General features: G+C 73.6%; 7 protein-coding genes. 1 reads left to right on the top strand and 6 read right to left on the bottom strand.

Features of this window, described 5'->3' with window-relative positions:
- Positions 1 to 391: 391 nt before the first annotated feature.
- From rpsO to PS467_RS29840, 5 genes are all read right to left on the bottom strand, one after another.
- The gene (rpsO, locus tag PS467_RS29860) at positions 392 to 679 is read right to left on the bottom strand and encodes a 30S ribosomal protein S15 (RefSeq protein WP_020868053.1); all 288 of its coding nucleotides are present in this window, start codon (positions 677 to 679) and stop codon (positions 392 to 394) included.
- Between the two features lie 198 nt (positions 680 to 877).
- On the bottom strand, positions 878 to 2,935 hold the full coding sequence (locus tag PS467_RS29855; protein ID WP_311037816.1) for a protein kinase domain-containing protein: 2,058 nt from the start codon (positions 2,933 to 2,935) through the stop codon (positions 878 to 880).
- A 67-nt stretch (positions 2,936 to 3,002) separates the two neighbouring features.
- Positions 3,003 to 5,180, bottom strand: a complete 2,178-nt coding sequence (locus tag PS467_RS29850) for a serine/threonine-protein kinase (protein WP_311037815.1) — start codon at positions 5,178 to 5,180, stop codon at positions 3,003 to 3,005.
- A gap of 5 nt (positions 5,181 to 5,185) precedes the next feature.
- Positions 5,186 to 7,486: an outer membrane protein assembly factor BamB family protein gene (locus tag PS467_RS29845; RefSeq protein WP_311037814.1), complete on the bottom strand. Its 2,301-nt coding sequence runs from the start codon at positions 7,484 to 7,486 to the stop codon at positions 5,186 to 5,188.
- A gap of 9 nt (positions 7,487 to 7,495) precedes the next feature.
- Entirely contained in the window at positions 7,496 to 10,009 is a 2,514-nt protein-coding gene (locus tag PS467_RS29840) for an outer membrane protein assembly factor BamB family protein (protein WP_311037813.1), read from the bottom strand.
- A gap of 338 nt (positions 10,010 to 10,347) precedes the next feature.
- On the opposite strand from PS467_RS29840, the gene PS467_RS29835 reads away from it, so the two are divergent.
- Positions 10,348 to 10,578, top strand: coding sequence for a DUF397 domain-containing protein (locus PS467_RS29835; RefSeq protein ID WP_268974757.1), 231 nt, complete (start codon positions 10,348 to 10,350; stop codon positions 10,576 to 10,578).
- Positions 10,579 to 10,698: 120 nt separating this feature from the next.
- Here the strand turns inward: PS467_RS29835 and PS467_RS29830 are convergent, their stop codons facing one another.
- Positions 10,699 to 12,156 (bottom strand): outer membrane protein assembly factor BamB family protein, encoded by a 1,458-nt coding sequence (locus PS467_RS29830; protein ID WP_311037812.1) that lies wholly within the window; start codon positions 12,154 to 12,156, stop codon positions 10,699 to 10,701.
- Between the last annotated feature and the right edge of the window lie 425 nt (positions 12,157 to 12,581).

The raw sequence follows: 12,581 nt of genomic DNA, 5'->3' as shown, positions 1-12,581 counted from the left end.
TCTTCTGCGTCCCTCGTCCGTGTGACGGTGGACGGTGGTGGAGCAGCGCCCCGGGCCTTCAAGGCCGGCGGCCGGGCCGGTCTTCGATCGAAGCCACCGGAATTGCCAGTTCCGGGAGCCACTACCGAGGACCGGCTCTTGTGGCGCCGGTGCGGCGGGAATGAGGCGCTCCTCCTCGTTCGTTATGGCGTTGTTGGGACCAGACTACAAAGCTTCCGCCGTCATCACGACGGCTGTACCGTCCGGCCCCTACGGTACGTAGCGAGTACGCTACGTACCGGTGTGAAGGCCATACGGGCCACCTTTGGCCGAAACCGCACGGCACGGTGCGGTAGCCGCGTACGGCAAAGGGAGCGGCCCCCGTCGCGGGAACCGCTCCCTTCTGTGCGTCTTACTTGGCGCCCGCGGCACCGCGGCGGATGCCGAGGCGCTCGACCAGCGCACGGAAGCGCGTGATGTCCTTCTTCGCCAGGTACTGCAGCAGACGGCGGCGCTGGCCGACCAGGAGCAGCAGACCCCGGCGGGAGTGGTGGTCGTGCTTGTGGGTCTTGAGGTGCTCGGTGAGGTCGGAGATGCGGCGCGTGAGCAGCGCGACCTGGACCTCGGGGGAGCCGGTGTCGCCCTCCTTGGTGGCGAACTCGGTCATGATCTGCTTCTTGGTAGCGGCGTCGAGCGACACTCGGTACTCCTTGCTTTCGTCATCGGCCGCCGAGTGCCCCTGGTCGTTGTCGCAGGGGATCTTCCGTGACTCGGGAGGCGGGGTCCGCTGGGCGCTGTCTCCCGAGACTCGGGGTCTCCGGGGACGCGTACGCAAACGGCCAGCAGACAGGTTACCAGCGTCCTGGCCGGGAGGTGGGAGGAGGCATGGATGGTGGGGCTAGAAGACGGGCATGGCGGTCAGCGTTCCGTTGTGCAGCAGGAAGACGCGGTTGCCGGCCGCGGACAGCGCCCAGCGGCCCTCGGTGCCCTGGGTGTACGGCCAGGCGAGGCGTCCGCCGCGGGTGTCCATCGCCGCGACGCCCCGCGCACCGGCCTGCCCGGCGCCCGCCCAGACGCTGTTGCCCGCGATCACCGGGGCGTCCTGCGGGCTGTCCTCTGAGGCGAAGGTGAGCGTCCACACGTCCGTCCCGTCGTCCGTACGGCGGGCCGAGAGATCGGTGGCGTCCACGGCGTAGACGACGTCCTTGGCGACGACCGGTGCGCTCCAGCCGCGCCCGCCGCCGCTGGGCCGGGACCATTTCTCCTCACCCGTGGACAGCGCGAGTGCCGTAAGGGAGCGGCCGCCCAGATAGACGGTGTTGTCCGCGATGGCGGGGGCGAGGGCCGTGGTGCCGCGCCGGGTGGGCCCCCAGAGGGTCTTCCCGCGGGCGGTGTCGAGCGCCACGACCTGGCCGTCGTCGCCACAGACCACCAGATGACCGGTGGCCACCGCGGCCGCCGCCGGGCTCTTCTCGGATGTCCTCACCGGCGAGGGCACCGTCCACAGGGCCATGTGCGACGTCAGCGCGACGGCGCGCAGCTCACCGTCACGGGTGGCGAGATAGACGGCCTTGTCGTCCACGGCCAGCAGGGTCGCCGCGTCCACTGCCGGCGCCTTCCACCGTTCGGTGCCGTCCTTGGCGTTCAGCGCGTGCAGCACGCCGTTGCTGTCGACGGTAAGGACGGCGTCATCGGCCGCGGCGAGGGGCCGCCCGGTCAGTCCGGCGGTCCGGGAGGTCCAGCGGGGCCGGCCGGTGCGGACGTCGAAGGCCCGCAGCCGGCCGCCCTCGGCCGGGGCCACGACGAGGTCCTTTACGGTGAGCGGGGCCGGTACCCCCGCATCGGCGACGCCGAGGGAGCCGAGGTCCACCGGGCCCCACAGGGGCGACGGGGCCGTCCCCTCGTCGTAGTGGGCCAGCGGCTCGGCCTCCCAGGGCCGCCCGCCGGCCTCCGCCCCGTCGCCGCGCAGCAGCCACCACGCGACACCTCCGCCACCCGCCACGAGCACGGCGCCGCCCGCGGCGAGCGTGCCGATCAGCCGCCGCCGGGAGGGGCCCGGCCGGTCGCCGGGCAGGGCGGCCATGCGCCGGGCGTCCGCCTCGCGCCGCGCGATGTCCTGCGCCAGGGGCCCGCTCCGCCAGGCCCGGTCCGCGCCCCGGGGCGGCGCCAGCGCCCGGCCGATCCAGTCGAGGCCGGGGCGGCTGCCGGGGTCCTTGGCCAGACAGGGCTCGACCAGGGTTCGCAGCGCCTCGGGCACCGAGCCCAGCTCCGGCTCGCCGTGCACCACCTGGTACTGCACGGCGGCCACATGACCGCCCTCGTGGACCGGCCGTCCGCCCGCCGCGTAGGCGAGGACCACCCCGAGGGAAAACACGTCCCCCGCGGGGCCGGTCCGACGCCCCAGGACCTGCTCGGGCGCGGCGTAGCCGGGGGTGGCGACGGTCTGTCCGGTGGTGGTCAGCGTCAGTCCGTGCTCGGGCCGGGCGATCCCGAAGTCGATGATCCTCGGGCCGCGGGAGGTCAGCACGATGTTGGACGGTTTGAGGTCGCGGTGGACCAGCCCGGCGCCGTGGATGTCGCGGAGCGTGCGGACGAGCGCGGCTCCGAGCGCCCTTACGGCGGGCTCGTCCAGGGCGCCGTACCGCTCCACGGCCTGGTCGAGGGTGGGTCCGGCGAGGAATTCCGTGGCGATCCACGGCCGCCCGCCCTCGGTCCGCGCCGCGAGCACCCGCGCCACACCCTCGCCCCGTACGGCCTGGGCCGCGTGCGCCTCGCGGAGGAAGCGCCGGGCCATCTGCGGATCATGGGCCAGTTCGGGCCGCAGCACCTTGACCGCCGCGGTCCGGCCCTCGGAGTCCCGCCCGAGGTAGACCTGGCCCATACCGCCCGCGCCGAGCACGCCGGTGAGCCGGTACGGGCCGAGGCGCAGCGGATCGCCGGTGCCGAGGGGGTTCATGGTCGGGCTCTCCTGGTCACGGTGGGGGCGGGCGGGGCGGCGCGCCGGGACGGGTCCGCGGCGCCGGTCATTCGAGCGGGATGGCGCATACGGTGGACCCGCCCGCGATGATCAGCCGGTCGGCGCCCCGATGGACGGTCATGGTGGGGTTGACCGCGGCCATGGCGGTGCCGGGGCCCTGGAACGTCCAGGCCGCCTTGTGGCCGCGGAGGTCGATCGCCGTCGCCCATTGGTCGGTTCCGACGTCGGGGAAGGCGTAGAGGTACCTCTTGCCGAGGGCGGGCGGCGGGCGGAAGTTGAGCGCGGGGCCTGTGCCCTTCTTCTGCTCCCAGCGCGGCTTTCCGCTCCTGGCGTCCACGGCGACCAGGCCGGTGCCCGTCTCCAGGCTGTAGACCACGCCGTCCCTGAGCAGGGGCGGTCCGTATCGCGCGGACTCCGGCTCGTTCCCGTCGCCGGCCTTCCGCCCCTCACCGAACCGCCAGACGACCTCACCGTCGGAGAGCCGCACGGCGAGGAGGTCCTTCCCGCCGACATAGAGAAGCCCGTCCGAGAAGGTGTGCCGCCGCGTCCCCGGGAGGATCAGGTAGTTCTCCTTGGCCAGCATCTTCGACCAGCGGCGGCTGCCGTCGGCGGCGTCGACCACGGTGACCCGCTCGCGGAAGGAGAGCACGAGCGAGGAGCCGGCGGGAGTCGCCAGGGGGTCCTGGAACTCAGGGGTGTCGCTCGCCCGGCGCCACCGCTCCTCCCCCGTCCGCGCGTCGATGGCCATCCGCACCGGGCCCTTGCGGCTGGTCCCTTCCAGGAAGACCGTGTCGGAGGTGGCGGCGAGCAGCCGTACGTCGTCGGTCTCCAGGTCCTTGACCGTGGCGAGCGGGGTCCGGAAGTTGCCGGTTCCGGGGTCCACGGGGGCGATCCGGACGTGCTCGGCACTGGAGTCGCAGGCGAGCAGCCGCCGGCCGTCGAAGACGGCGTGCTGTGCCTTCGTCACCAGGTCGTTGGTGCCGCGCCTGGCCCCGGTGCCGGGGTCGATCCAGTACAGCCCGGTGTCGGCGATGATCGCGGCGTGGTCCCCGGCGAGGAGGACCGCGCATTCGGCCATGGCGGTGTCGGAGGGCGGGGTGACCTTCCAGGACATACGCGGCGGGGTCCCGGGCGGCCGTGTGGTGGGCGCCGGTGTCCGGGCCGCGCTACCGCTCGCACCGCCGTCGGGGCGGAGCCAGACCCAGGCGGCGGCCGCGGCGGCCGCGACCGCTCCGCCCCCGCCGATCGTGACGGCCTTACGGCGGGAGATCCCGGCCGGCCCGGGTGGCCGGTGCGCTCCGGCCGTGGTCCCCTCCGCCACCGGCGCGGGCGTCCTGGACGGCTGGATCTCCCATACGGCCGCGCCGAGCCGGGCGATCTCCGCCAGGACGGGGTCCGGCAGATGATCGGCGAAGTGGCCGCCTCCGTCGTGCAGCCGCGGCCCGAGCTCGGCCGTGCCGGGCCGCCGTCCCGGGTCCTTGGCGAAGCACGGCTCCAGTACGGTGCGCAGTTCCCCCGGCAGTCCGGACAGGTCCGGGTCGGTGTACCGCACCCGGTAGAGCAGATCGGCGGGTTGTCCGCCGCCGAAAGGGGGCCGGCCGGTCGCCGCGAAGACGAGCACTCCGGCGAGGGCGAACACATCGCCCGCGGCGGCGTGTTCACCACCGGCCACCTGTTCGGGCGACATATAGGCGGGCGTTCCGGCGGCGGCGCCCGTACGGGTCAGCCGGTCGTCGCCCACCGCGCGGGCGATGCCGAAGTCGATGACCTTGGGGCCGAGGGCGGTCAGCAGGATGTTGGACGGCTTGAGGTCGCGGTGGACCACATCGGACCGGTGCAGCTGGGCGAGCGCGTCGCACAGGGCCGCGCCCAGCGCCCGTACGGCCCGCTCGGGCAGGGCGCCGCCGAGCGCGACCGCGTCGTCCAGCGGCGGGCCGAGGACGTATTCGGTGGCGAGCCAGGGGGTCGGGGCGAGCGTGTCCGCGTCGATCACCTGCGCTCCGTACCGTCCGCCGATGACCCGCGCGGCATCGGTCTCCAGCCGGAAGCGGGTGCGGAATTCCGCCTCCGACGCGAACCGCGCGTGCATGGTCTTCAGCGCGACCGTACGGCCGCCGGATGAGCGGCCCAGGTACACCGTGCCCATGCCCCCGCTGCCGAGCCGGGCGACGAGGGTGTACGGACCGAGGCGCTGGGGGTCGTCATGGGTGAGGGGATGGGCCATCGGGATCAGTCCACCGGCAATGCGTAGAAGGTTCGATCGTTCCGGACGACGGCCACGCCGGGCGCGCTGAGGACGGAACCGGTGAGGGCTCCGGCCGACGCTCCCTCGGCCACGGGGGCGAAGCGCCAGCGCAGTGAACCGTCCGCCGCGTCCAGCGCCTCCACCTCCGAGGCGTTGACCTGGAACACGGTCCGGCCGGAGTGGCTCAGCACGGTCTCGCTCTCCGACATGGGGGAGGCCGCCTCGACGGCGGACCGGCGGCGCCAGCGAAGCCTGCCGTGGACCACGTCGATGGCATAGGTGACGGCGTTGCCGTCGGTCACGTAGAGCGTCCGGGCGTGCAGCGCGCCATCGGTGTACAGGAAGTCCTCGCAACTGAAGCGCCAGCGCACGGCGCCGCTGGATATCTCATGGGCGGATACGACATCCGAGGCGAAAGTGATCAGGAGATCCCCGGAGACGATCTCTGCCGGATCGTTCGCGACCGTATGGACGCCCTTGTAGGTCCGCGTCCACAGCTTCGCGCCGTCGTGCCGGCCCAGGGCCAGATAGGTCCATGGGGCGTCGGGGGCCGACTCACTGCGGTTCGACAGCAGGAGGGAGTCCGCGCGGAGCACCGCGGAGTGTTCGTCGTAGCCGCCGAAACCGCCGGGAACGGAGGTGCGCCACCGCTCCTTACGGGTCTTGAGGTCATAGGCGACGACGGTGGCGGTCTTCTCCTGGTCATGGTTCTGTGCCAGGAACCAGAGGGTCCTCCCGTCGGCCGCCAGCGGATAGCGGAACTGCGGGCGCTTCTCGCCGTCGTAGCTCCGCTCCACCCACGTGACCTGCCCGGTGCGCGCCGACAGGGCGATGAGCTCCCTGGTGCCCGGCCTCAGCACCAGGTCGCCGCCGAGTGAGCTGAGGGGGCCGATGCCCCATACGTTGTCACGCGTCCAGGCCTTCTGTCCGTCGCGGACCCTTACCGCCGTCACCACACCGGCACCCGGCACGAGCAGCCGGCTGTTCCCCCAGAGCAGTGGCGGGCTCTCGATCTCGGTCTCGATACGGCGGCGCCACAGCGGGGCGGGGGCGACCCCGCGCACGGCGAGGGGCTCGGGCCGGGCGGGCCGCTCGTCCGTCACGGCCCGCCACAGGGCCGTGCCGCCGGCCCCCAGGGCCAGCCCGGCGGCGCCGCCGAGGGCGGTGACGACCACGGAGCGCCGGGACCGCCCCTGACGCGCGGAAGAGGGGTGGTCGGCGGGCTCCACGGGCTCCGGCGGCGGGGCGTCGGCGGGGTGGCGGGCGACCTGGTCGGCGAGGGCCGCCCCGATGGCGCCGGGCAGGCGGGCCGGGGAGACGGGCGCAACGGACGAGCGGAACTCCCGGACCAGGGTGCCGGGTTGGGGCCGGTGCGCCGGGTCCGGGGACAGACAGGCGGCGATGGTCTCGCGCAGCCCCGGCGGCAGGGCGGCGAGCCCGGCGTCCTTACGGCCCGTCGCGGCGTCCATACGGTTGATCGCGGGGCCCTTAAGGCCGGTCGCGGCGCCCTTACTGCCGGTCGCAGCATCCTTGAGGCCGGTCGCGGCGTAGGCCAGCACGGCGCCCAAGGCGTAGACGTCACCGTGAGGGCGCGGCGGTTCGCCCGCGTGCTGCTCGGGCGGCAGTCCGGCCGGGCCGTCGCCGTGGGCCCCGGCCGGGCGGCCGGTGTGCGGGGCGGCGACCCCGCGGGCCCGGAGGAGCCCATAACCGGTCAGCCGGGGGCCGTCCGGTGTCAGGAGCACCGCCTGGGGCGATATCCCGGCGTGGACAAGGCCGTTGGCGTGCGCGACCGCGAGGGTTTCGGCGAGCGCCGCGCCCAGCGCGCGCACGGTGTCCTCGGGGAGCGGGCCGCCGTGCGCGGCCAGCGCTCCGGGCAGCGTCAGGGCGGGGAAGCAGTCGTGGGCGACCCAGGGAAGCTCCGCACCGGGCGGGGCGACGTCGACCACCGGAGCCACCCAGGGGCCGCGCAGCCGACGGGAGTTCTCCGCCTCGGCCCTGAACCGCACCCGGTATCCGGCGTCGTCGGCCGCCGCCGCGTGCGGCAGGGTCAGCACGACGGTACGGCCCGTTCGGACGTCCCGGGCGAGACAGCGGCGCGCGTCATCGGCGTACCCGGGCACGTCCAGGGCGGCCAGGACGCGATACGGGCCGATCCGCCGCGGACCGTCGTGGTCGGTGCGCCGCGGAGCATCGTGATCGGTGCGCCGCGGACCGTCGTGATCGGTGCGCCGTGGAGCATCGTGATCGGTCCGTCCCGTCCGGCGGTCCGGCATCGGCGGTTCCATGCGACCTTCCTAATCGAGCGGCAGCGCGTAGACGCTTCCGCTCCCGACGACGACCACCCTGTCATCCGTCAACGCGACCTTACGGCGCGGCGATCGGGAGCGCGGGCCCGGATCCGCTCCGGCGTCGGTGAAGCGCCACAGCAAAGAGCCGTCCTCGGCGTCGAACGCGTCCACCTCGGCGTCACCGGCCATCAGCACTCTGCGCCCGGCCGGGCTGACCAGTGTGTCCGGCGTGCGCGGCGCCGCGAGCACCTTCATCACAAAGCCATAGGCGCGCTGCCACCGGATCTCGCCGGTCGCCGCCTCGACCGCGTGGAGGGCGAAACCCCCGTCGGCGACATACGCGGTCTTCCCGTGGACGAGCGGAACCCCGAAGTCGGCAAGACGGCCCTCGGCGTCCTTCCCCTTGGCAGTGACGGACCACAGGGCAGCGCTGTCCCGGGTGGCGTCGAAGCCCCGCAAGGTGGTGCCCAGGGCCGCGATGAGGGTGCGCCGGGCGTCGGTGGTGACAAGCCCTTCAGCGGTCATGCCCGGATAAACCCGCTGCCACAGTTCCTCGCCCCGGTCGCGGCTGAGCGCGATGGCCCTCTTGGCGCCCGTCCTCCCCCGGTCGGCGCCGGCCATCACCACCAGCGCCTCCTTCAGCAGATGTCCCTCGTCGAAACCCGCCGCGAGGGGGCCGCGCCACAACTCCGCGCCCTCATGGACGTCATAGGCGACCACGACACGGTCGCCGTTCGCGCCACCGCTCCCCTCGCCCCTTACCGTCGCGGTGAACCAGACCGTGGTCCCGTCCACCGCGAGCAGCCCCGTGAAGGAGCTCCGCGCATCCTGCCGGAAGTCGTTCGAGCGCCAATGGATGCGGCCGGTCCGCGGTTCCAGCGACACCAGACCGTCGCCCGGGACGACCAGCGCGTCCCCGCCGGCCACCCAGGGCTGACCCGCCGGGCGCAGTCCCTCCCGGGTCCACAGCCGCTTGCCCGTACGGAGATCGATCCCGGTGACCGCCCGCTCCCCCGTGATGACGGCGACCGCCTCCCGCCAGACGAGCGGCGCATACGTCGACGCCGCCCCTGTGACGTCGTAGCGCCATAGAGGCGTGGGCGGCGCGCCCGGAAGCCGGTGGCGCGGGCGGTGGGCGGCGAGGCGCTGGGCCGGGGTGAGCGGCGCGGGCGGCTCAGGGGCCGTCGCCAGCCACGTGGCGCCGCCGCCGACGGCGAGCCCGGCCGTACCGCCGGCGACGCCCAGCAGGAGGCGGCGCCGGGAAGGGCTGAGGGACGGGACGAGGGTCTTCCGGGGCGAGCCGCCCTCAGTCCCGGCGTTCCCCGCCCCCGGCGCCGGACCGCGATCGGGCGCCGCGGGTGCGGCACCGAGCCCCTCCGCCCCCGCCTGGTGCGAAGCGGTGGCCGGCCCCGCCGGCGACACGCCCGCCGCCACCGGCGCACCCGCCGCCACCGGTAAGGGCGCCTCAGCCGACGAGGACGCCTCAGCCGGCTCGATCTCCGCCGCCAGCACCACCGAGGACAGCTCGGACAACGCGACGATCACCCGCCCCGGCAGCCAGCCCGGCCCCAGCGCGCCCGCGGCCCGGCTGATGCCACCGGCGCTGTCCAGCGCGGTCGATCCCGGCCCCGCCCCCCGTGCCGTACCGCCGTACGGGCCCTCGGAGCCACCGTCGACAACCGTCGGCGGCGCCCCGGCGGGTGCCCGGACGGCATGCGGGGGCAGGGGGACGCGTACGCCGCGCGTCAACTCGTCCAGCAGCGCCCGCGCCGTCGGCCGGTCGGCCGGGTCCTGGGCCAGGCACCGGCCCACAGCGCTCCGCACGTCCTTGGGCAGCTCGTCGGCGTCGGACCGCCGTCGCCCGGTCGCCGCGTACGCAAGCACCGCGCCCAGCGCGAAGATGTCCCCCAGCGGCCGCGGCCGCCCGCCCGCGGCCTGTTCCGGGGGCAGGGCGTCGTCCTCCAGGCCCGGGAGCCCCACGCGCGCCTCACCGTCCGAGGCGGCGGCCCGCACCACGCCGTAGCCCAGCAGCCGAGGGCCGTCACCCGCCAGGTACACGGTGCTCGGTGCGATACCCGCGTGGGCGAAGCCCGCCGTGTGCACCTCCGCGAGCGTCTCGGCGAGCGCGGCTCCCAACGCCCTTACAGTGCGCACGGGAAGCGGGCCTCCGTTCGCCTCCAGCGCGGCGGGCAGCGACAGCATCGGCAGGAACGGCGTGGCACTCCAGGGTGTCCCCGCGCCCCCGTCCGAGATCTCGACAACGGGAGCGAGCCACAGGGGAGGCCGTCCACCGCCGAGAAGGCGCGCGTTTTCCGCCTCCGCCCGGAAGCGCTCCCGGTACCCGACGTCGTCCGCGAGCTCTTCCGGGGGTGCGGTGACGACGACCGTACGATCCCCGGCGGCACTGCGCGCGATGAAGTGGCGGGCCGTAGCGGGGGCTTCGCCCGCGCTCGGCCCCAGCCGCGCGATGACGTGGTACGGGCCGAGCCGCTGCGGGTCGTCCCGGCTCAGCGGCTCCATACACGCCTCCCGTGATGACGGGAGCGGCCCGGACGACCTGGGCGTCCCGGGCCGCCGGGACGGCATACGGTCTCAGCTGCCGCTCCGGCTCCGTGCGAGCCGTCATCCATGCTCATGCGGAAGGCCCCCCTCGCCTTGGATCCATCGGATCGCCCGCCCGCGTCATGCGCGCGGCGGCCACCCTACCGGGGCCTTTGTCGCCGTGTTCGATTGCCGCCCCACCCGTGGTGGACAACACTGTCGGACATGGCGGGAGTCCGGGCGCAGTGGCCCGCCCTCGCCTCCCGTCCAAGGCCGGGCGGGATGGTTTCCGCGGTATCCGAAGGGGTTCTCCACAAGTGGCCGACGCCAAAGAGAAGGAAGAGCTGTACGCCCTCGACATCTCCGGTGCCGAGTGGCTCAGCGCACCTGGCAGCACGTCCGAAGACCGGGTGGAGATCGCCTATCTGCCGAACGGGGCGGTGGCCATGCGGAATTCCGCCGACCCGGAGACGGTGCTGCGCTACACGGAGGCCGAATGGCGGGCCTTCGTGCTGGGGGCGCGGGACGGCGAGTTCGATCTGCGCTAGGAGCGCGAGCGGTCCATCGGCGTGAGCGATGGGGCGGGCCCCGGCCGGTGCCCGCCCCATCCGTCCATCCGTCCCATCCGCCGACCGTCGGCGTTCGGCCGTCGGCGTTCGGCGTTCGGCTCAGCTCCAGGGGCCGAAAGCCATGATGAGTTTCTCGCTGGTGCCATCGGTGCTGTCGGTGCCGGTGACCCGGTTCGAGGCGATGTAGAAATTGCCGTTCCGGTACTCGTGAGTGGCGGAGTAGAAACCGTTCTCCGCGTCACGGGTGGCCCGCGGCAGCCGCAGCAGGGTCTTCGGCTCGCCGCCATCCGGTCCGATGCTCACGACCAGGCCGGCCGCCTCGGACGAGGGCTCCTCGTAGGCGATCAGGTTCTTACCGTCCGCACTCAGCGGAAGCAGCATCCGGCCGTCCACCTTCGCCGTCCACTTCCTCTTCCCGCTGTCCAGGTCGAAGGCGTGGATCTCGCTCATCGAGCTTCCATCGCTCTCCTGGGTCATCTCGGTGGGCAGGTAGAAGGTGTCGGAGGAGGCGGCGACCCCCTGACAGCCCGCCACATTGGTGCCGAAGAGGTCCGCTTCGCACAGGGGCTGATAGGACTGCTTGCCCAGGGCCAGGGCCGACCGCTCCTTGCCGCTGTCCGAGATGGCCAGGATGCCGCCGGACGTGCGGTTCTCGTCGCTGAGGGCGATCACGGCGGGGCTGGTGGAGAAGATCTTGTCGACCTTGTAGCCCTTACGGACGACGTAGGTCCATTTGATCGCGCCGCTCGACGTCACCCGTTGCAGCTTGGCCGGGCCATTGCTACAGGAGTAGGTGCGCAGCAGCGCCTTCCCTCCCGCGTAGCCATCGACGGAGCAGCTCGGGCTCGGCTTCTCGACGGCGACCTCCTTACCGTCGCCGACTTTGATGACGGCCGAACCGCCCATCCAGGACATGCCGACGAGGTCGCCGCTCTGTGCCATGCCCATACTGCTGTAACCGCCGCCGTAGGAGTCCGCCTCCGGAGCGTCGTGGTCCCAGAGCTTGGCCCCCTTGTCCAGGTCGATCAGGGCCAGTCGGCTACAGGAGTCCTTGCCATGGCCTTCGTAGGCAATCACGACCTTGCCCGCGGTCGTGGAGTTGGGCGCCGCGCAGACGGCCTTGGGCAGGGAGAGCGTCCACTTCCTCGTGCCGTCGTCCTTGTACGCGACGATCTTGTCCTCGACCGCCTTGACCACATAGCCCTTCATCACCCAGAAGCCGGGCACGTCGACGCTCCGCCTGGACAGCTCGGGCGCGGGCGTCTGGTAGAGGACCTTCGCCTCCCCGGGCCGGCGCACGTCGTTGGGGTCGCTCTCAGGTGCTCCCCGCTCACGTCCGCCGGCGCTGCCGCCGCTTCCGGTCGGCCCGGAGGTCGGGTCCTGCCGCTTCTGACCGGCCGGGGTGGTCGTCGAGGCGGCGGTGGGCTTCTTGCCGTCGTCACCGCCGCTCACCGCCGCGTAGACCCCGCCGGCTGCCGCCAGCAGCACCGCCGCCGCCACCGCGATGACGACGGCCTTGCGCTTCGTGCCCCCACCGCCTCCACGCTGGGGTGGCACGCCCTCGGGTGGAACGCCCTGGGACGGAAAGGTGCCGTACCCCGGCCCTGCCGGCCCTGAGGCGTACGGGTTCTGCCCGTACGGATTCTGTGCGTACGGGTTGGCGGGTGCGGTCGGGGGAGGGGCGGGCACACCGGGCGCCGCGGACGGGCCTGCCGGCAGCGCGCCGGTGTCCCATATCTGCGGCGGGACATGCCCGTTCGGGGGGACCGCCGGAGGTACGGAGGGCGGGGCCGGCGGCACCGGTGGAACGGGCGGGGCCGGACGTCGCGCCGACGCGCCGACGCCGTCCGCGGCAGGCTCACCGCCGTGACCGGGTTCCTGGGGCGCGCCGAAACCGCCGGAGGGTGGCTGGTCGGGGGGCTGGGGTGGCTGAGACATCAGCACTTACCTCTTCGGCGAGTCCGTTGGAAGACCTCGCTGGG

This window comes from Streptomyces luomodiensis (assembly GCF_031679605.1).
GTDB lineage: Bacteria > Actinomycetota > Actinomycetes > Streptomycetales > Streptomycetaceae > Streptomyces > Streptomyces luomodiensis.
The sequence above is the reverse complement of the archived record's forward strand: the minus strand, read 5'-3'. Positions and strand labels throughout refer to the sequence as shown.